Below are 21,135 nucleotides of genomic sequence, written 5' to 3' on the forward strand. Positions count from 1 at the left end.
CAAAATGGAACCTCGTCATGTTTGAGAATATAACCGCCGCCCCTGCCGACCCCATTCTGGGTCTGGCCGATCTGTTTCGCGCCGATGAACGCCCCAATAAAATCAACTTAGGCATCGGTGTCTATAAAGATGAAACCGGCAAGACCCCGGTGCTGACCAGCGTTAAAAAAGCCGAGCTTTATCTGCTGGAAAATGAAACCACCAAGAACTATCTCGGTATCGACGGTATTCCTGAGTTTGGCCGTTGCACGCAGGAACTGCTGTTCGGCAAAGGCAGCGCGATTATCAATGACAAACGTGCGCGCACCGCGCAAACGCCTGGCGGTACGGGTGGCCTGCGTGTGGCGGCAGATTTTCTCGCCAAAAACACCTCCGCAAAACGTGTCTGGGTGAGCAACCCGAGCTGGCCGAACCACAAAGGCGTATTTAACTCCGCCGGGCTGGAAGTGTGTGAATACGCTTATTACGACGCACAAAATCATGCGCTGGACTTCGACGGTTTGCTGGCAAGCCTGAACAATGCCCAGGCAGGCGATGTGGTGCTGTTCCACGGTTGCTGCCATAACCCGACCGGTATCGATCCAACGCTGGAACAGTGGGAAACGCTGGCGAAGCTGTCCGTTGAAAAAGGCTGGCTGCCACTGTTCGACTTCGCTTATCAGGGCTTTGCTCGCGGCCTCGAAGAAGATGCTGAAGGATTACGCGCATTTGCTGAGCTGCATAAAGAGCTGCTGGTTGCCAGTTCGTTCTCGAAAAACTTTGGTCTGTACAATGAACGCGTCGGTGCCTGCACATTGGTGAACGCAGACGCGGAAAGCGCCGATCGCGCATTCAGCCAGATGAAAGCTGTTATCCGTGCTAACTACTCTAACCCGCCAGCACACGGCGCTTCCGTGGTTGCAACCATTCTCAGTAACGAGGCTCTGCGTGCCATTTGGGAACAAGAGTTAACAGACATGCGCCAGCGCATTCAGCGTATGCGCCTGCTGTTTGTTAATACCTTGCAGGAGAAAGGGGCTAACCGCGATTTCAGCTTTATCACCAGACAGAACGGTATGTTCTCCTTCAGCGGCCTGAGCAAAGAACAGGTGCTGCGCTTGCGTGAAGAGTTTGGTATCTACGCGGTTGCTTCAGGGCGCATTAACGTCGCGGGCATGACGCCGGATAATATGTCACCGCTGTGCGAAGCTATCGTTGCCGTACTGTAAGTTACAGCAGCAACAAAAAGGGTCGCCGAAGCGACCCTTTTTTATTTACCAGACCGGTAATTCATCTTGCAGGAACGGATTGTGCAACCGCTCATTTCCCAGCGTAGACATCGGACCATGTCCGGGAAGGAAAGTAACATCATCACCGAGCGGCAACAATTTGCGCTTGATGGAATCAATCAATTGCCCATGGTTGCCCTTCGGGAAATCGCTGCGCCCTACGCCACCTTTAAAAATCACATCGCCGGAAATCAGCAAACGAGATTGTGCATCAAAGAACACAATGTGCCCCGGCGTATGACCAGGACAGTGCAATACCTGCAGCGTTATTTTACCCACCGTGACGCTGTCGCCTTCATTTAACCAACGATCGGGCGTCAGCGGCTGGCACTCCTCCAGGCCAAACATCCGGCTTTGTGCCGGCAGGCCTTGCAGCCAGAACTCATCTTCTTTTTCCGGGCCGATAATTGGCACACCATAATGCTGCGCCAGTTCAGCTGCGGCACCAACATGATCAAGGTGACCATGCGTAAGCAGGATCTGCGTCAGTGTCACGCCTGAAGCGTCCACTTCCTGAATGATCCGTTCGGCGTCACCGCCGGGATCGACCACGGCGGCAAGTTGGGTCTGCTCACACCAGATAAGCGAACAATTCTGGGAGAACGCGGTAACCGGAATAATACGATAGTTCATACTGCTCCTGTAGCTCAGCCTGAGTTTTACCAGTGCCTTACCGGCCCGGTATCAATATGCACAAAGTTGCTGCTGGGATAGTATCCTACACCACCCGCGCGCAGAGATAACGCGGCTTTGCGAATATTACTCAGCGAAATCCCTTCAATATGGAAATCCATGGCCTGACCTTTGGTGTGATAGCTCTGTTTCGCCACACCGCGGCTGTGTGCGCGTAGTTCATTGTTGGTATCAACAGAACGGTAACCGGAGATCAGTTGCACTGGCTTGCGTGTTCCCAGCAGCCCTTGCAAACGGAAAAGATGGTCGAACAAACGAGGGTCGATGGTTTTGATTTTATTCGCGCGGTAATCACGGAAAAAATGATTAAGTTTTGCTAATTCATCCTGAATATAGCCCCTGCCATCGAAAAACTCAGCTTTAATAGATTCGCCGGTATTCAGATTATTCAGCGTCAAAATACGCGGGCGCGGCGTGGAAAGGGTGGCAAAAGCCGGTGTTGGTAAGATGGCAGCACCGAGTGCGACCCCACCCAACGCCAGCAGTTTGCGGCGATTAGCGTCAAATTTATCCATGATAATAAATTCTACAGATAAGCAATGTTGAACAAAATTTATGCACTCGTATAGCGCACGAGAGGCACCTTACCGGGCAACAAACGCCACGTCAAGGCTGCCTCATCCCAGTAAATACGGGCTCTGTAGCCTCCAGAGCCCATTTTCTACCAGTTATTACGACAACACGCTGACTGAAACTGCTTCATTTATCTGATTAATTGTTCAGCTTTCGACAAGATTTGTGCACCCGATCGCGCCGTCAGATCATAATTGTAAATATCTGTACGATACTGCGTCCGCCCGTCAGCACCGACAAAGGCGGTCAGGTAATAGAGATTGACCGGGATATCATGACGAATATTGACATAACGCGTATCTCCCTGTTTTAGCGCATCAGAAATCCGCGTATCGTTCCATCCCGCATCCTGCAACAGCATATTAGCGAGCTCAGAGGCTTTATTGACACGCACGCAGCCAGAGCTCAATGCCCGCGCCTCTTTCTGGAACAGATTATGGTTCGGCGTATCATGCAAATAGATAGCGTCCGAGCTCGGCATATTGAACTTATAGCGTCCCAGCGAATTCTGCGCACCAGGAGCCTGCTGGAAACGGAATGGTAAGTTCGCAGGCGTGATGGTCGCCCAGTCAACCATGGACGGGTCGATCGCTTCCTTGCTGTTCCATCCTCGCAATACGGTATAACCGTGGCGCTCAAGATAAGCCGGATCGTTCCATACCTTCGGTAGAATATCCTTACGCGCCAGCGTTGGCGGCACGTTCCACGGCGGGTTAACCACCACGTTATTCAGCGCGCTGCTCATCATCGGCGTTTTGCGGTCCGGGCGGCCCACGATCACCCGTGATGCCAGCACCTGGTTACCGTTGAGGTAATAAACCAGCGAATATTCAGGAATGTTGACCATGATGCCGGTCGAAAGCGTACCCGGCAGCAAACGCAAGCGCTGGATATTCAGCGCCAGTAACCCGGCGCGCTGCGACGGACTTACGTTCAGCCAGTCGCGCGTCCCCTGGCCAATCACGCCATCCGCATGCAACCCTTGCCATGCCTGGAAGCGTTTGACCGCTTCCACCAGTTGGCGGTCATATGCTGCGCGCGTCGGCTGCGCTTTTTTCACGTGCTGAGCCGAAGGGCTAACGGCGACGTTATCACCCGGTAAGGCGATATTTGGTCCTCCCTCCAGCATACCGGTGCGCTGCAGGATCTCACGCAGTGCCGGAATATCATTGCTCCACTGCCCCGGACGCAACGTCACCGTGCTGGTGATTTGCGGCCACGGACGAGCATCGCCCACCAGCGCCAATAGTGACTGGTGCATAGCAGCATACTGCGGGTGATGTGGTGCAAGATGATTGATAAAACCAGGCAGAGATCCATTGTCCAGCGCCAGTTGCCACTGGTTAATGACCGAAATGGCAGGCGTTGTGAGTGCATAAGGTTTGTCGCTATAGAGCCAGCGCTGGCCCTTCGACTGGATACCCGAGACAAAGTGCAAATATCCCAGCATCGCATCAGACAGCACAACATCGCGCGCCATGCCGGAAACCGCGGGATCGGTGAGTAATTCAACCCAGGTAGTAAATTGTGGCTGAAACCCTGCAATCGCTACTTCTGCCAGTTGCTGCTGAAACGCCTGCACCGCCTCGCGGTTATCCCACATCGGTTTTTGCCCGCGCGCGGCGTATAACGCAGCGAGCTGATCCATATAGACCGGCGTCCAGTTGGCTGGCAATTGCGACTGAAGCTGTGCGCGCACATCAGCAACGGAAACGCCAGACGGGAAAGGTTTCACGCCGATCAACATCGCCGTCGCAGGCGACTGTTCCTGCGGCTGCGGCAGCACGGTTGGCTGCTCACCTGGCGTCGCCGAGCTATCCACCGGCACGATTTCAGGCTCATCGGCCTGCACACTAAACAGTGGAGCGAATGCGAATGCCAGGCATAAACTCAGCGCCGACATTCGACGACCATACGACTTCTTAAGCAACATCCCTTGCCCCCTGTTTCTCTTACATTGCTCGTGACAAATTCGTCACCTTTCTCTCAGTATATAAAGACAAAAAAGCATTTGCCTTCCCTAATGTAAAGAAGTTTAAAGATTAAACGCGGGCTGGCAATAGCTTTCGGCAAACAAAAAGGGCGACATTACTGTCGCCCTTTCGCATGCTACTTTCTTACGACGCATTCGCCGTGCCAGGAAGCGTTTCCGGAAGCTGAGCGGCAAAACCGCGCAGGCCGACAACGTGCACATGCTCATGATTTTGCACGACTTTACGCACCAGTTTGTAAGTGGTGCCTTTTTCCGGGCTGATATTTTCCGGTGCCGCGATAATGAGCTGCATTTCCAGACGTTCGCACAGCTCAAACAGTGTTGCGATAGAGCGGGCGTCCAGACGTGCGGCTTCATCAAGGAACAGCAAGCGGCACGGAGAGATGTCTTTACCGCGCAGGCGACGCGCTTCATCTTCCCAACTCTGCACCACCATTACCAGAATCGACATCCCGGTACCAATCGCTTCACCGGTCGACAACGCACCAGATTCCGCGCGCAGCCAGCCGTCGGAACCACGGTTAACTTCTACTTCCATCTCAAGATAGTTGCGGTAGTCCAGCAACTCTTCGCCGATGGTTTGCGGTGTACGCTGACCCATATCGATTTGCGGATTCAGACGCTGATAAAGTTTCGCCAGTGCTTCCGAGAAGGTCAGGCGGCTGCTGTTAAACAGATCCTGATGCTGCTCGTGCTGCTCAGAAAGCACCGTCAACAATGTGGCATGGGTTTCCCGCACATTCACATTCAGACGCACGCTATTCACCTGGCCGAAGGAGACACTTTGCAGCCCCTGGTTCAGCATACGTATACGGTTCTGCTCGCGCTGAATGGTTTTGCGAATAATGTTCGCCACGCTGCGCGAGCTGATCGCCAGCTTCTGTTCACGGGACGTCAGCTCTTCCGTCAGGCGGCTAAGCTCGATCTCCATCTGTTCGATGGCTTCAACCGGATCATCAGTACGAATAATATCCTGGCGGATACGCTCACGCAGATGCTGATACACCGCGACAAAAAACTGGATCTTACGCTCCGGTCGTTTCGGATCCTCGGAAAGACGCAGCACATCGCGTAAATGTTCGTTATCCGCAACTGCCGGACGCAGAGCACCGAGCGCCTTATCCGACATCGAGCGTAATTCATCGGCAGAAAGGTAGGCCAGCTCGCGGCGGTGCAGACGGCGTTCAACACCGCTGTCTTTCACCATGCGCATCACCGCGCACCATCCTGCTTTCGCGGTAACCACCTGTTCACGCATTTCATGGTAATCGCGTTCCAGACGGCGCAATTTACGCGTCAGGTTATCCATCTCCGCTTCGCAGAAGGTGATGGCTTTTTCCAGCTGGTTACGGCGTGCGCGGTTACCGGAGAGCTGTGCATGCAGCTCGTCACGACGGATACGCGCCCGTTCTTCTGCTCCGCTGTCGGCGCGAACGCCAATGTCCTGCAACTCTTTTTGCAGATCGTTGAGCAGCTCTTTTTTGGTATCGAACGAACTCTTCAGCGAAGCCAGTACCTGGTTGTACTGGCTGTATTGCGCGGCATGGCTACGCATCGCTTCACGCGCTTTGGTACGCTCCGCTTCTGCCTGTTCCAGGCGCTGGCGCAGTTTTTCGTTGAGATCGTTATTACCGTTAAACATTTCAGCGGCATCGGAGTAGCTGAAGTGCGCACGGCGCTGTACCACTTCCGCCAGGGCGAACGCTTGTTGGCGGGCATCACGCTGCACCTGCTGCGAGGTGGCATAATCTGCCTTTAACTGCTCAAACTGTTCCGGATCGCTTTGCAGTACGGAAACAACCGGTTCGAGTTTCGCCAGTTGGTTGCCAAACTGCTGAATAAACCGCGCCGCTTCCTGCGCTTCGTCCAGGCGTTCCTGAATTTCATCCACGCGATCGGCAAGGGTATCGTCAGCCAGCAGATTAATACGCGGCAGCAAGCGGTTAAGCTGGGCAACGCCCTCTTTCGCCTGTTCGAACTGCACGCGGTTTTGCTGGTTGTCATTTTCATGGTTACTGATTGCGCGCTCCAGCTCGCCACGGCGGCTGCTGAGGGTGCGAATTTCCGCTTCCGGATCGTCCTCAAAGGCTACCGCCAGGTGGCTACCGATAAAGCGGCTGAATGCCTGATGCAGGCGCTGCGTTTTCTGTACATCAAAAGAGAGGGTGGCAAAACGCTCTGCCAGCGCTTCACGCTCTGCATGCAGGCTTTCGATACGGCTCTCGCGCGCCGCGCGGCCAAACAGCGGCAGCGTCGGGAAGCGTGAATAACGCCACTGGCGATCGGCGATTTTCACCACCACCGCTTTTTCCAGCTCATCAACGCTAAACACGCTGTCATCGAAGGATTGCGGGTCCCCTTCGATCAGATAGAGATCTTCCGGGCAGTCTTCCAGACCTTCCAGCATTTCGGCGACCTGCGACAGATCCGGCACCACAATCGCATGACGCGATGGCCCGTATAGCGCGGAGTAATACGGCGCATCGTCAATGCTGACATCGTCATAGATTTCCGACAGCAGTACACCGCCAAAACGCTCCGCCAGCGCATTGAGACGGCCATCTTCGGCACCGCCAGGTTGGCTTAAACGTTCGATTTCATCATCGACAGCACGTTTACGCGCGCCCACTTCATCGCGTTCAACGATTGCTTCACGCTCACGCTCAAGCAGTTGTTGCAGATACTCTGTCACGTCCTGCCCGGACTCGAACTGCTCACCGCTTTGCTCGCACAGTTGCGTCAGATTGCTCTGCGCCGCCAGCCATATTGGCGCACGTTTGGTCAGCGATTGAATACGAGACTGTAATTGTTCCAGTTCCTGACGCATCGCCATGCGCTGCTCACCAGCGGCGGAAACGTTGTCAGAGAGTGCGGCGATTTGCGCTTCCAGTTCCTGGTGCAGCGCTTCAAGATCGTCTGCGTCATACTGTTTGCCCTGGCGCTTGCAGAACTCAGCCAGCAAACGCTCGGCATCCTGCTGCTCACGCAGACGCTGTTCCAGCTCATTCAGACGCATACGCAGCGGCTGTACCTGCTCGGCCAGATGGCGCTGGTTAACGCCATCCCGCAGCAGCTCACGCGCCACATCCCAGGCTTCGTTACGCGCCAGCGGGCCGTTAATCGCTGCTACCAGTTGGTACGCCTGCTCGAACTGGCTGTGCGCGGTTTGCGCCACGCTTAATTTCTGATCCAGCGACAGCAGTTTTTCCGTCGCTTCCTGCTCTTTCGCCTGGAAAGTTTCCAGCCATTCGTCGGCGCTTTCCGGCGTCAAATCCGGCAGGTTGCATAACTCTCTTGCTCGCTGTAACGCTTGCAGCGCCTGGTTGTACTGAATGGCGCGCGTTTGCTGGACATCCAGCGCTTGCTGGTAATCGGCAAGCTGGCTTTTCAGCTCATCCACTTCAAGCTCGGCGGCTTCTGCGCGGGCTTCGTTCTCTTCCTGACGCTCGGCGGCTTCGGCCACCACTTCATGCTGCTCTTCAAGGCGAACTTGCAGTTCGTCGAGATCCGCTTCGTAGCGCTCGATTTTTTCCTGCTGGCGCAGCGCGGTTTGCACCAGATTCAGATGATCGCTGGCGGCCTGATAGTCGGCCTCCAGATCCCCTTCCGCACCGCTATGCTCGGAGAGTTCGCGCGCCATATCGACATGCTTATACTGCTCTGCCGCCAGTTGCTGGCGCGAGGTAAACAGATCGCGACGAAACTCGAGCGCTTTGTCCAGATGCACCCGCCGTTCGTTGGCGTGGCGCATATAGTCCGCCGCCACATAGTTGGTGGCTTCGCTGATGAGATGCTTAAACAGATCGCGATCCGACTGAGTCACGCGAATCGCTTCCAGCGTCATGCGGTTTTCACGCAGTGCCGCTTCCATATCCTGGAACGCTTTGCGCACGCCGCTGTTTTCCGGCAGCAAATAGTCGCGCAGCGAACGGGTAATGGCGCTGGAGATACCGCCGTACAGCGAAGCCTCAATCAGACGATAGAACTTGCTACGATCCGAGGCCGAACGTAAACGACGCGCGACAATCCCTAAGTCAAACATCAGCGCATGGTAATCGGTGATGGAGTTGAACTGCTTGAACTGCACCCCTTCCATCGTATCCAGCTTGTCTTTCACTTCCTGCAGAGAAAGCACGCGCGCCTGACGCTCATTCAGCGTTTCCGTCAACAGCTGCGTTGGCAGCATCGAGGTAGGCAAGCCCTGAATCGCAAACGGTTTGATATCCACTTTGCGGTCGCGACCGGCGACCTGTTGCAAACGCACCCCCACCAGCACGCGCTGATGGCGGGAGTTGATCACATCCAGCACCGAGTAACAGACACCGGCTTTCAATTTACCGTGCAGGCCTTTATCACGCGAACCCGAGGTCGCGCCCGCTTCGGTGGTGTTACGGAAGTGCAGCAGCGTCAAATCCGGAATCAATGCCGTAACAAAAGCGGCCATTGTGGTCGATTTGCCGGCACCGTTGCCCCCGGAGAGTGTTGTCACCAGCTCATCCAGGTCAAACGTACGGGCAAAAAAGCCGTTCCAGTTAATCAGCGTCAGCGAACGAAATTTACCGCGATCAATCATTACTCTTCCTCCGAGCTATCCGGCTGATTATCTTCAGGCTCATCATTGAGCTGCAGATGGTTTTCGACAGGCATCGCTTCACCGTCGCGGATCATGCGCAGCTGCGCTTCACGCGCATCATCGCCCGAGCGCACATCGGCGCCAAAGCGGAACACGGACTCCGTGATACGGAACTTGCTGCTGTCGTTACCCATAAACCAGATCATGCCGAGACGGCGCAGGCGGTTCAGCGAAGAGCGTACCTTTTCCTGCAGCTTTTGTCGGTCAAGATCGGAACCGGTAGAACGGTTATTCACCAGCTTCAGCAGCTTCGCTTCATCCGCCAGCGACAACAGCTCGTCGTAAAGCTCCTGCTGGGTGAAGATCCCTTCATTTGCCAGACGCTCCGGGCTGAGATAGAGATAGCAAAGAATTTTACCCACCATCATATCCAGCTCGGAAAGCACCGAGCGCGGGATAAGCGTGGTGGAGCGCGGGCGCAGATAGAAAAAACCTTCCGGTGCGCGGATCAGCTCAACGTTGTAGCGCGCGTAAAACTCTTCCAGATACTCCTGGAAATCCATTAAAAAAGCGTGATTGTCCAGCTCGTCGAGGCCGATATGTCGCCCTGAGCGCAATGCACTGTCCAGTGCCGGAAACAGAGAGTTAGCCAACGCCTGTGCCAGTTTAACCGGCATCACTTGTTCAATATTTGTCGATGACATGCGCCTGTACCTTGGCTCCGTAATCATTAATCGGCTGCCACTTCGGCGGCAGTCCGGTGAAATCTGCTTGCGCTACGCCAAGACGTACCGCCTGATCAACCACGATGCGCGCGATGTCGAAATGACGAACACGCGGATATTGCGCCAGATACTCGCGCGCTACCAGGCCGAGATCCAGCGGCACGCCTTTGGTCTTATAAATTGCCAGTTGCTGCTCAATAAGCGCCGCCAGCTGTTCGCGAATTTCGTTAAACTCTTCGTACTCCAGATCCGGCGGCAACTCACCTGTGACTTCTTCATCACGCAGCGCCATCTCTTCATCGCGCATGTCCAGCAGCCTGTCGGCGCTGGCGTAGGTTAACGCCCACGGCGCATCGAAATAGGATTGTACCGACTGACGCAAACGCTGGGCAAAGACGCGGTTCTTATCCATATCGATAGCGGTACGGATAAATTTGTGTACGTGGCGATCGTAACCAATCCACAGATCGATGGCCTGCTGGCCCCAGCTCACAATACGATCCAGCTTACTTTGCAGGTTGAAGACCAGTTGATCGAGGAATTCGAGATCATCGCGCCCGAGGGTCGCATCCTGAATGCTCAACAGGTTGGTCTGCAATTTATCCCCGGCGGCATCGAGCGTATCCTGCAGTTCGCGTAACGTACCGGAGGTTTCAGACAGCAGCAATTCACAACTGGAGATGGCCGCGCGCCAGTCTTTATTCAGCAGTTGTGCAATATCATCTTTGACCTGTTGCTGCTGTTCATCCATCAGGCGCTGCGTCAGATCGATGCTGTCAAAAATCTCCGCGACCGAGTATTTCAGCGGCGCGTAAACATTGCGATGCCAGTGAAATTCGTCTCCGCCTTCCTGTGCCGCGTCTGCGGCGCGTTTTAACTCGCTGGCCACAATGGAAAGCTGCATAGAAAGACGCAGCGTGGAGAACTCGCGCTGGCGAATGTAGTAATCAGTAATGCCAATGCCCAGCGGCGTCAGACGGTAGATGGCATTGCCCTCCACCAGCTCACTGGTAAAGCGATTTAACAAACGCTGGCGCACCAGGTCGTTTATGGCGTTATTCGCGCGCTGAGTAATGGTTTCACTGGTTTGCTCGAACGCATCGCTCACATGGCGAAAGGCATCGACCAGTTCACCTTCGTTCATTTCCCCATCCAGACGCTCACCATTGAGCGTGGCGATGGCCAGCAAAAAAGAGAGCCTGTCGACCGGCAGCGAGATGGAGAAATCATTTTTCCTGGCCCAGGCAACCAGTTCGGGGACTGTCTGGGAAAATTCACTCATCGTTTGTCCTTTCATCGATTTGCGGCTTAAGCGCGGTCACGTGAATATAGCGGCCAAGGCTAATATAGGGTTCCTGGCGGCAATAGCGTGTTTCCAGTTCAAGTAACGCGTCAAAGCAGTCATGCTGCTGGTGTTTTTCGCGCAGATAATCGTGAAACACGCGCACACCCGTTTTGCCCGTTATCTGCCAGCCAATCTGTTCGAGCCAGCCATAAACATCCGCAGGAGCACGCGGAAAATCCGGGGAAAGGGTACGTTTTTTGCGCTTCGGCATACCGACTTTCACATAGTCAAAATTTCCTGCCACCATGTTGTGCATCAGCAAGCCGTCGGCATTGTAAAACATCAATGACAACGCGCCGCCGGGGCGCAACACCGACCACAATATTTGCAATACAGGAACCGGTTCTGCGACCCATTCCAGCACAGCATGGAACAATATCAGATCAACTGGCGATTCCAAATGCTGAGCAACGTCCTGAACGGCGCATTGTATAAAATGCATGTTACCGCTCACACCTTTCTCTTCTGCCGCCGCCTGGGCACGTGTGATCATCGCTTTCGACACATCACAGAGCGTGACGCGATGACCCAACTGCGCCATGCGAATCGCCGTCTGGCCTTCCCCACCGCCAGCATCCAGCACACGCAATGGCTGGTTGCCCATCCGGACCAACAGTGCATCAAGATCCTGCCACAGAATCGCCTGACGCAGCTGACCTTTAGTCGTGCCGTAGATGTTGCGCGAGAACTTCTCGGCAATATCGTCGAAATTGCGATCCTTCATGGGTGCTCCACGCTCCTGGCAAAACCGCTATTTTGTCACAGCCGTGCCGATAATGAACCCATCTGGTGTAAGATCGGCGCAAAAGGCCTGCTATATGGTCAAAAAGGAGACGGATACGGTGCTTTTTACTCTCAAAAAATACATCGGCGGCCTGATGCTGCCTCTGCCTTTTTTGCTTTTGCTGATCGGACTGGGCATTGCGCTGATCTGGTTTAGCCGCTGGCAGAAAACCGGCAAAGTCCTTATCAGCGTCGGGTGGCTGGTTTTATTGCTGTTGAGTATGCAGCCCGTTGCCGATCGCTTTTTAAAACCGATTGAAGACACCTATCCCACCTGGCGCGGTACGCAGCCGATAAAATACATCGTGATTCTCGGTGGTGGTTATACCTGGAACGATGCGTGGGCACCGAGTTCAAACCTGATTAATAACAGCCTGCCGCGTCTGACGGAGGGCATTCGTCTGTGGCAGGCCAACCCTGGTTCGAAAATGATCTTTACCGGTGCGGCGGCGCAAACCAACCCGGTCAGCACGGCGGAAGCTGGCGCACGCGTCGCTGAAAGCCTGGGCGTGCCGCGTAGCGCCATCATAACGCTGGATCAACCGAAAGATACCGAGCGGGAAGCGCTCGCGGTGAAAGAGGCGATTGGCGATGCGCCTTTCCTGCTGGTGACTTCAGCGTCTCATCTGCCACGCGCAATGATTTTCTTCCAGCATGCTGGCCTGCATCCATTGCCCGCGCCGGCAAACCAACTGGCAATTGCCTCACCGCTTAATCCGTGGGAACGCATTATCCCATCCCCGGTGTGGCTGATGCACAGCGACCGGGTGGGTTATGAAACGTTAGGGCGTCTCTGGCAGTGGCTGAAAGGCAGCTCAGACCAGCCAGGGGAGTAGGGATTTCGAGGCAAGATCGAAGTTAGCGCGGTTAAACCGTCCGGTATTCACCAACTGCGCCACTTCATCCCATAACAGGTAGAGCCAGCGCCGCCACAGGAAGGATTCCGCAACCGGCGCGCGCTGGAGATAATGCCAGAGCAATCCTTCTGCCTGCGCACCTTCCACCAGCCGGAACAATTCATATTCGCGCGGCGCCCAGAGCATAATGCCAGGCCCAACCATTGCCAGTAACTGGTCGCTGCGGGCATCCTTCAACATACTGCGCAAGTTAAAGCTGCCATGCACCAGCACACAGTTATCGTTAAAACCATCAAACAGCGCGGGCAGGCACTCGCGAGTACGAAACAGCACGCGCTTATCCTGCATCGTCAACCCGGTATTGTGATACTGGTTGAGCGTGGTCCACAGCACTTCCACGCGCTGGCGATACCAGGAAGGCCAGATATTTTCCTGGGTACTGTCAACGGTGCCAACGCAACCGTGGCTATCCTGGCGGTGCCAGAAAAGTAATGCCTCAACGATTTGATCTTTAAGCTGCTCCCAGCGCTCAGGCGTACGCGCTGGCGCTTCAACCGGTACGCCGCGCAGGCGTTCGATGAGCAGCACATCCGGCCCCGGATGCTCTTCATGCGTCATGACACCATAAACAACTGGCATGCGAACAGCCCCGCCGCGCGCCAGCATTGATATCTTCCAGGCTAACTGTCGCGCAATGCCAGGCGTTGAGAAGCTTCGTGCCAGCAGCGGCATCGGATTACCCTGGCTGTCATACAGCGCCCAGAGTGCGGAATCCGGCTTTTCGCTGACGCACTCCATGCGGCTCAGTTTTTCACCCAACAGATGACTCAGTTCAGCGCGCAGTTGTTCCATAGCAGATTGCCCTCACAAAGATGACTGCTTTTATAATGAGCGCCGATAGCATAGATGTCATCCTGATGAGATCAAAACAGCATAAGAATTTCGCCGGCCAGCGGCAAATCCCCTCCGGCTGGAGGGGATGGAGGGGATGGAGGGATTAACGCAGCTCCTGGCGGACGCGCGCCAGATCTTCCGGGGTATCTACACCGGTTCCCGGCACCACACTGGCAACGGCAACGTGGATTTTCTCGCCGTACCAGAGCACACGCAGTTGCTCCAGCATCTCTATCTGCTCAAGCGGGCTGGTTTGCCAGCTGACATAACGGCGGATAAAACCGGCGCGATAGCCATAAATGCCGATATGGCGCAGGAAGGTATCGCCAATCGTCTCGCGAGATTGTGCAAAACGGTCGCGATCCCAGGGGATCGTGGCGCGGGAGAAGTAGAGCGCGTAACCCTCGGCGTCCATCACCACTTTCACCGCGTTCGGGTTGAACGCCTCTTCCGCGCTGTGAATCGGTACCGCCAGCGTTGCCATTCCAACATCACGCGCGGCGAGATTTTCTGCCACCTGGCGAATAATCGCCGGCGGGATCATGGGTTCATCACCCTGCACATTGACGATGACGGTATCGTCGCTGAAACCGCATTTTTCCACGACTTCGGCAAGGCGTTCAGTGCCGGACTGATGATCGGCGCGGGTCATACAGACTTCACCGCCAACCGCCTGGACCGCATGCATCACCTCTTCGTTGTCCGTCGCCACGATAATACGCTCAGCGCCGGATTCACGGGCGCGCTCCAGCACATGCACCACCATGGGCTTACCGTTAATGTCGACTAAAGGTTTGCCGGGCAAGCGAGTGGAAGCATAACGCGCGGGAATGATAACAACGAAACTCATGGCCGGCTCTCTTCGGCAGTTAATGAACGAGCTTCGGTTTCCAGTAATACCGGAATACCGTCCCGCACCGGATAGGCGAGGCTGTCGATTTTGCAGATTAGTTCTTGTTTATCCTGGGTGTAATTCAGTTTGCCGTTACACACCGGGCAGGCAATAATTTCAAGTAAACGGTGATCCATCTTTCCTCCTGATACACCGATAATTAACGGTTTAAGCTTATCATATTCATTTCTTACGCCGCGTCTATTTCCAGCCCGGCGCGGCATGCGGCAAATAACCCCGCAGGCAGTCGCGAGAACGTGACCCGCGACGCCCCCTGCCAGCGGGCAAAGTCGGTAATCGCGCCTAGCAACCCCTTTTCCAGCGAATGCCCGGGTTTAACGCCATCTTCCAGATACAGGGCAATAATCTCCAGTATGCCCGCTTTACGGTGCATTTTTGCATCCATACGCCCCACCAGTCGGCCACGATGCAACAATGGCAACACAAAATAGCCAAATTGTCGTTTCGGGGCCGGGGTATAGCACTCCAGACGGTAGCTAAAATCGAACAGTTGTTCGGCCCGTTTACGATCCCAGACTACGGGATCAAACGGTGAAAGCACCGCGCTATGAGTAGCGACAAGTTTGCCAGCCTGCGCCTGTTCAAGCAGCGGCAATAAGGAGGCATGCAGCCAGGCCGGACCTATGTTTTCGACATTGACGGGATAAATGGTTCCCGCATCCTGCATCTTCTCCAGCACTAACGGTAATGCTACGTTCCGCAAGCGGTAGTAATCCGCCAGCCACTGGGCGCGAAACAGTCCTAAACTGCGAGCGCTGTTTTCCAGCATCTGGTACTCCGCAGCATCCTGTGAGAGCAGATCGCGAGCATCATCCCAGTGCGGCACAACACGCTGCGTTAAATCATAAACACGCTGGAAATTGCGACGTTCCACCACCATCACTTTTCCGGCCGTAAATAGCCCTTCCAGATGCCGCTTATGCGGCTTCCACTCCCACCAGCCGCTGGCACCTTTACGTGGATGTTCAAAATCTGCCGAACGCACCGGACCATTTTGCGCAATATGTGCAATGAGCTGCTCTATTTCCGCCGCATGTTCCTGCATCCACGCTTCGCGATACTTCCAGCCCATTTTATCTGGCGCCAGCATGCGATGGCGCACCAGCGCAAAATCTTCACGCGGCAGAAAACAGGCTTCATGCGCCCAGTACTCCATCAGGTCACCGTTGCGTAGCGCGTCATCAAGCCAGTGCTGCGGGTAGTGCCCAAGGCGGCTAAAAAGCACCAGATAAGGGCTGCGGGCAACAATATTGATGGTGTCAATTTGCAACAGCGACATGCGCTGAATAGTGGAGAGAATATCGCACGGTTTTGCCCGACGGGAAGGTTTACGTAATAGTCCCTGGGCTGCGAGATGCAGATGACGGGCAGCAGTCAACGAAAGTTGTGGCACGGACATGGAGGTTCCTGTTTATCTAACAGGGCGCAGCCGATGCAACAACCGTCAGCGCGCCAGAGTGAACAATTCCTGTAGTAATTTTTGCGCCTGCTCCCCCTCGAGCTGTGCGTCTACAGGCAAATACCACCAGTTATCCTCAGCAAATGACCGACACTTTACCGCGTCTTTTTCGGTCATCACCAGTGTCTGCCCCGGTTTCACCAGTGGCTTTACCTCATGCAGTGATAACGCCTGATGATCGGCAAGCGCTACCGTCTTTTGCAGCGTTGCACCACACTCGGTGAGAGTAGCAAAGAAACGCGGCGGATGGCCGATTCCTGCCATCGCAACGATATTGGTCAGTGTGTGAACGTCACGGCGTTCGCCGGTACGCAGATTAACAGCCAGTCCAGGGCGCAAACGCATCGGGATCTCTTCCGCTCTGGCTACACCGCCGTTGGTAATGATGGCATCCACACTTTTTAAACGCGACGCCCGCTCACGCATCGGCCCTGCGGGCAACCACCAGCCATTGCCAAAACGCCTGACGCCATCAACAACGACAATTTCCTTATCACGCGCCAGCTTATAATGTTGCAAACCGTCATCCGTAATGATCAGTTGTACCGGGTATTGCGCAAGAATCGCACTGACGGCGTCGCTTCTGACGGGAGAAACCGCAACCGGCGCGCCAGTGCGTTGATAAATCAGTACCGGTTCATCCCCGGCCTGAGCCGTAGTGGTTTCGGGTGTCAGCACGAGCGGGTAATGAGCTGCTTTACCACCGTAGCCACGCGACACCACGCCAACACGTATGCCACGCTGCTGTAGTTGCTCCACCAACCAGATGACAACGGGCGTTTTACCGTTGCCGCCTGCCGTCAGATTGCCAACGACCACAACAGGAACCGGTGCACGCCAGGATTTTTTTAAACCAATGCGATAGGCGAAACGAATGGCACCGCTCACCAGGCCGTAAAGCCATGAGAGCGGTAGCAACAGCAGCCACAGCGGGGATTCACCGGACCAGATGCGTGCAATCATTCGCCAAACTGCATTTTGTGAAGCTGAGCATAGACCCCACGTTGTTCCAGCAGATCCGCATGGGTGCCACGTTCAACGATACGGCCATCTTCCACCACCACAATTTCGTCGGCCTGTTCGATGGTCGACAAACGGTGAGCAATCACCATTGAGGTACGGTTCTTTTGCAGCTCGTTCAGTGCGGCCTGAATGGCTCGTTCAGATTCGGTATCGAGCGCCGAGGTCGCTTCATCAAGAATGAGGATCGGGCTGTCGCGCAGCAGCGCGCGGGCAATCGCGATGCGCTGGCGCTGACCGCCTGAAAGCAGCACGCCGTTTTCCCCAATCACCGTATCCAGCCCTTCATCCATCTTATTGATAAAGTCGTAGGCATAGGCCATTTTCGCTGCTTGCTCAATCTCTTCGCGGCTGTACTGTTCGGTACGTGCGTAAGCGATATTATTGGCAACCGTATCATTAAACAGATGTACGTTTTGCGACACCAGCGCAACCTGGTCACGCAACGACGTGAGCTTATATTCACGTAAGTCGTGACCATCCATCAGGATCTGGCCTTCGTCGACGTCATAAAAACGCGTGATCAGGCTTGCCAGCGTCGATTTACCCGAGCCAGAACGCCCTACCAGTGCGACGGTTTTGCCCGCCGGAATCGTCAGGTTGATATTGCGCAAGGCTGGCGTTTCACGCCCCGGATAGGTGAAGGTCACGTTGCGAAACTCAATATCACCGCGCGCACGTTCAATCACCCGCGTGCCTTCGTCTTTTTCTTGCTCGCTATCCAGAATCGCAAACAGTGTCTGGCATGCCGCCATACCACGCTGGAACTGAGCATTGACGTTGGTCAGGGATTTCAACGGGCGCATAAGCGCGATCATCGAAGAAAAGACAACGGTGATAGTACCCGCACTCAAGGTGGACATTACGCTTGGAAAGCTGGCGGCATACAGCACAAACGCCAGCGCCAGTGACGCAATAAGCTGGATAACAGGATCGGAAATAGACGATGCCGAGACCATTTTCATGCCCTGCAAGCGCATCTTGTTGCTGACTTTATCAAAACGGCTGGTTTCTACTTCCTGGCCGCCAAACATCAGCACTTCTTTATGCCCTTTCAGCATCTGCTCCGCGCTGGTGGTCACCTGCCCCATCGTGTTTTGCATATTTTTACTGATGTTACGAAAGCGTTTGGAAACCACGCGAATCGCTATCGAAACGATCGGCGCCAGCACAATGAGAATCAACGAGAGCTGCCAACTGTACCAGAACATCATGATAAACAAGCCGATGATCGATGCCCCCTCACGCACAACAGTAATCAATGCGCCGGAGGACGAGGAAGCGACCTGTTCAGAATCATAGGTAATACGCGAAAGTAAAGTGCCTGTAGATTGCTTATCAAAAAATGAAACCGGCATGCCCATCATATGGCTGAACAGGCGACGGCGCATGGTCATCACCACCTTTCCGGAAACCCAGGAAATGCAGTAACTGGAGATGTAGCTGGTGATGCCTCGCAGGATCATCAACCCAATAACCACCAGCGGCATCCACAGCAGCACAGAGCGGTCGGTTTTACCAAAACCATCATCCAGTAACGGTTTGAGCAGCGATAACATAAAGGTATCGCTGGCTGCGTTGAGGATTAACGCTATCCCCGACACGATCAGACCCGCTTTGAAAGGCGCAATAGTTGGCCATAATCGGCGGAATGTCTGCCACGTGGAGAGATCTTTGTCGTTATGCATTCAAAAAACCAGCACTTGTTGAAATAGCCGCATATTCTACCCGTTATCACTGGGGACGCCAAACCACTGATGATACCAACGCGGTAAAAGTTGATCTCGTAAGCTATGGATTTCCCAGCCCTGTGGCGTAAACGATACCGTTAACTGCCCTTGATGTGGTGTGTCGTACCAGCGATACCCCTGTTCACGGTAGCGGTCGATCACCTTTATCGAGGGAAATCGCCAGGCGTTGTAACGCGACGCCGACGCCAGTGCTGCTTCGCCGCCAATTCGCTGCACAAACGGCAGCGATGATGAACTATTGCTTCCATGATGAGGCACTTGCACTAGTGTAGACTGCAAATGCGTCCAGTAGTGGCTCAGCATTGCCATCTCACCTGCCGCTTCAATATCGCCTGTGAGCAGGAAGCTGTGTTGACCGTCATCGACTCTGACTACGCAAGAACGGTTGTTTCCTTTCGTCCCGGTACCGCTTAGCGGCCAATGAACGGTAAATATTAATCCCTGCCATTGCCATTGCTGACCACGAAAGCATGGTTGATGTGCAGCCCAACCCAGTGTGCTACGGATCCATAATGCCGGCCAGGTTTCCAGCAAGGAGTCCAGACCCCCGCGATGATCCAGATGTTCATGACTCAAAATAACGCCTTCGGGCTGCAGCGCATGCCAACGCAGCCATGGAATAATCAACTGTTGTCCACTATCGCCGCCCGGCCACGCGACGCCAGTGTCATAAAGTATCGCTTTGCCATTACGTTCAATCACCATTGCCAGGCCCTGCCCGACGTCAAGCATATGCACTGCCCACTCCCCCTGCCGTTCATTGCGCCAGAACGGCAGAGTAAGCAATGTCAGACATACCAGACACAGCGCCGGTACGTTCCGCCATAAATGCAAACGCCAAACGATCAGCGCCAGCCACGGCAACCAGGCCAGCCACTGCCAGCGCATATCCACATTAAGCCAACCGGCAGGTAGCCAGTGCAGAAAAGCAAACAGGAAATCCAGTGTCTTATCTGCAAGGTACCAGCAAGCCAATTCCCCCGTCACAGGACCAATCAAGTGCAGCAACATTCCCAGTAAAATGAGCGGTACGGTAATAAACGTTACCAACGGAATAGCCAATAAATTTGCAGCTAGTGAACTCAGACTTATGCCGTGGAAAATTGATAACTGCACAGGAAGCAGCAATAACGTCATCCCTACTTGTAGATGAAGCAAATTGATACTGTCCTGGACCAGCTTAGTATGTTGTTTTGTTGAGGCTGGTAGCCATTGATACCAAAACAGCAGCGCGGCTACTGCGAAAGCGGACAGCCACAGACTGATTGATAACACAGCGAGGGGATCGGTAAATAAGATAGCGGCAATGCAACAAAGCCATACCTGCCAGGGCGACCACAATCGCCCGGATAGCCGTAACGCGGCCCAGACGCTAAGAGAAATAGCGGTACGCAATGCAGGAGGCTGTAGACCAGTCAGACAGGCGTAGCTTATTGCAAACCCTACGCCAGTAAGCAAGGGTAAACGCCAGCCAATCCAGCCGCCGGGAAAGAAAAATTGCACACCACGAACAACCAGCCAGCCCAACATTGCCGCCAGAGCAATATGTAGCCCTGATATCGCCATTAAATGCGCCGTACCGGTTTGCCGCATGATATCTTTGACACTGGCATCCAACGTTGCGCGTTCGCCCATTCCTAAGGCCACTATCACCTGCCGCCATGGGTACTTAGTCAGCGTTTCGGTTAATGATTGCAGGTAGCGCGAGCGCCATGTGCACTGGGGGTCGCTCAGACGGGCATCCATAAAACGGCCACTCAGCGGACGATGGGAAGTTATTGCATAACGCTGCGAGTCGAAGCCCCCATCATTCAGTTGCCCGTGGACGGCACGTGCTCTAATTGTCATTATCCATCGCTGGCCAGTACAAACTGGCTCCGGCAAATACTGGCCATAGAAGCTTATTCCTGCTGACGGAAACAGGCGTTTACCGTCCAGACGAGTGATTTTGCCCCAGTGCCGGGTCATATGATCCGTATCGGTAATTACCACTTCTGCCTGGTGACTCGCTCCAGGTAGATGCTCGCCAGGCCAGACTGCCTGCATTGCTGACAGCAATCCCCATGCGAATGCAAGTAATGTGACTGCGCAATAACGAAAAAGGCGAGAACGAAAACACGCAAACAGACATCCGATGGCAATCAGAAACCACACATACCCTGGCGTTGGTAGTGAAGGCATCCACTGTAATGGCAAAATGCCAATTATCAGGCATATAGCTAATGCCGGTAACGTCATGCATACCTCCTTGTTGCGTGGAGAGTATGCCCGCTGTCGCCAGGATTTTC

16 protein-coding genes are annotated in these 21,135 nt (G+C 54.5%); 2 read left to right on the forward strand and 14 right to left on the reverse strand.

The features are described 5' to 3' along the window. Positions 1-17 precede the first annotated feature (17 nt). On the forward strand, positions 18-1,208 hold the full coding sequence (locus DFO56_RS01445) for an amino acid aminotransferase (RefSeq protein WP_045506702.1): 1,191 nt from the start codon (positions 18-20) through the stop codon (positions 1,206-1,208). Between the two features lie 45 nt (positions 1,209-1,253). On the opposite strand, the gene DFO56_RS01450 is transcribed toward DFO56_RS01445, so the two are convergent. The 7 genes from DFO56_RS01450 to cmoM form a co-directional block, all read right to left on the reverse strand. Continuing rightward, positions 1,254-1,901 (reverse strand): MBL fold metallo-hydrolase, encoded by a 648-nt coding sequence (locus tag DFO56_RS01450; RefSeq protein ID WP_045506700.1) that lies wholly within the window; start codon positions 1,899-1,901, stop codon positions 1,254-1,256. 26 nt (positions 1,902-1,927) lie between these two features. Further along, a complete protein-coding gene (locus DFO56_RS01455; RefSeq protein WP_020457248.1) occupies positions 1,928-2,476 on the reverse strand; it encodes a YcbK family protein in 549 nt (182 codons plus the stop codon). Positions 2,477-2,664: 188 nt separating this feature from the next. Further along, positions 2,665-4,467 carry a L,D-transpeptidase gene (ldtD, locus tag DFO56_RS01465; protein ID WP_045506697.1) on the reverse strand — a complete coding sequence of 601 codons (1,803 nt, stop codon included), beginning with the start codon at positions 4,465-4,467 and terminating at the stop codon, positions 2,665-2,667. Between the two features lie 184 nt (positions 4,468-4,651). Next, a complete protein-coding gene (gene mukB, locus DFO56_RS01470; RefSeq protein WP_045506694.1) occupies positions 4,652-9,100 on the reverse strand; it encodes a chromosome partition protein MukB in 4,449 nt (1,482 codons plus the stop codon). Then, positions 9,100-9,804, reverse strand: a complete 705-nt coding sequence (gene mukE, locus DFO56_RS01475) for a chromosome partition protein MukE (RefSeq protein ID WP_045506691.1) — start codon at positions 9,802-9,804, stop codon at positions 9,100-9,102. The genes mukB and mukE overlap by 1 nt, the downstream gene beginning before the upstream one ends. Further along, entirely contained in the window at positions 9,785-11,107 is a 1,323-nt protein-coding gene (gene mukF / locus DFO56_RS01480) for a chromosome partition protein MukF (protein ID WP_020457245.1), read from the reverse strand. The genes mukE and mukF overlap by 20 nt, the downstream gene beginning before the upstream one ends. Beyond that, positions 11,100-11,894 carry a tRNA uridine 5-oxyacetic acid(34) methyltransferase CmoM gene (gene cmoM, locus DFO56_RS01485; RefSeq protein ID WP_045506689.1) on the reverse strand — a complete coding sequence of 265 codons (795 nt, stop codon included), beginning with the start codon at positions 11,892-11,894 and terminating at the stop codon, positions 11,100-11,102. The genes mukF and cmoM overlap by 8 nt, the downstream gene beginning before the upstream one ends. A 118-nt stretch (positions 11,895-12,012) precedes the next feature. On the opposite strand from cmoM, the gene elyC reads away from it, so the two are divergent. Beyond that, positions 12,013-12,789 (forward strand): envelope biogenesis factor ElyC, encoded by a 777-nt coding sequence (gene elyC, locus DFO56_RS01490; protein WP_045507238.1) that lies wholly within the window; start codon positions 12,013-12,015, stop codon positions 12,787-12,789. Here the strand turns inward: elyC and DFO56_RS01495 are convergent. The 7 genes from DFO56_RS01495 to DFO56_RS01525 all read right to left on the reverse strand — a co-directional run bounded on the left by DFO56_RS01495 (position 12,769) and on the right by DFO56_RS01525 (position 21,085). Next, positions 12,769-13,662, reverse strand: a complete 894-nt coding sequence (locus DFO56_RS01495; protein WP_045506688.1) for a YcbJ family phosphotransferase — start codon at positions 13,660-13,662, stop codon at positions 12,769-12,771. The two genes, elyC and DFO56_RS01495, sit on opposite strands and share 21 nt — an antisense overlap. Positions 13,663-13,807: 145 nt before the next feature. Next, complete coding sequence (gene kdsB, locus DFO56_RS01500) at positions 13,808-14,554, reverse strand: 3-deoxy-manno-octulosonate cytidylyltransferase (protein ID WP_017456194.1); 747 nt, start codon at positions 14,552-14,554, stop codon at positions 13,808-13,810. Then, positions 14,551-14,733, reverse strand: coding sequence for a protein YcaR (gene ycaR / locus DFO56_RS01505; RefSeq protein WP_020457241.1), 183 nt, complete (start codon positions 14,731-14,733; stop codon positions 14,551-14,553). Before ycaR ends, kdsB begins: the two co-directional genes overlap by 4 nt. Before the next feature lie 53 nt (positions 14,734-14,786). Further along, positions 14,787-16,016 (reverse strand): winged helix-turn-helix domain-containing protein, encoded by a 1,230-nt coding sequence (locus DFO56_RS01510; protein ID WP_045506685.1) that lies wholly within the window; start codon positions 16,014-16,016, stop codon positions 14,787-14,789. Between the two features lie 45 nt (positions 16,017-16,061). After that, positions 16,062-17,039, reverse strand: coding sequence for a tetraacyldisaccharide 4'-kinase (lpxK, locus tag DFO56_RS01515; RefSeq protein WP_045506682.1), 978 nt, complete (start codon positions 17,037-17,039; stop codon positions 16,062-16,064). Beyond that, positions 17,036-18,784, reverse strand: a complete 1,749-nt coding sequence (msbA, locus tag DFO56_RS01520; RefSeq protein WP_045506679.1) for a lipid A ABC transporter ATP-binding protein/permease MsbA — start codon at positions 18,782-18,784, stop codon at positions 17,036-17,038. Before msbA ends, lpxK begins: the two co-directional genes overlap by 4 nt. A gap of 36 nt (positions 18,785-18,820) precedes the next feature. Then, on the reverse strand, positions 18,821-21,085 hold the full coding sequence (locus DFO56_RS01525; protein ID WP_045506676.1) for a ComEC family protein: 2,265 nt from the start codon (positions 21,083-21,085) through the stop codon (positions 18,821-18,823). Positions 21,086-21,135: the final 50 nt, after the last annotated feature.

The organism is Kosakonia sp. AG348 (genome assembly GCF_003337365.1).
In the GTDB taxonomy this organism is placed as follows: Bacteria; Pseudomonadota; Gammaproteobacteria; order Enterobacterales; family Enterobacteriaceae; genus Kosakonia.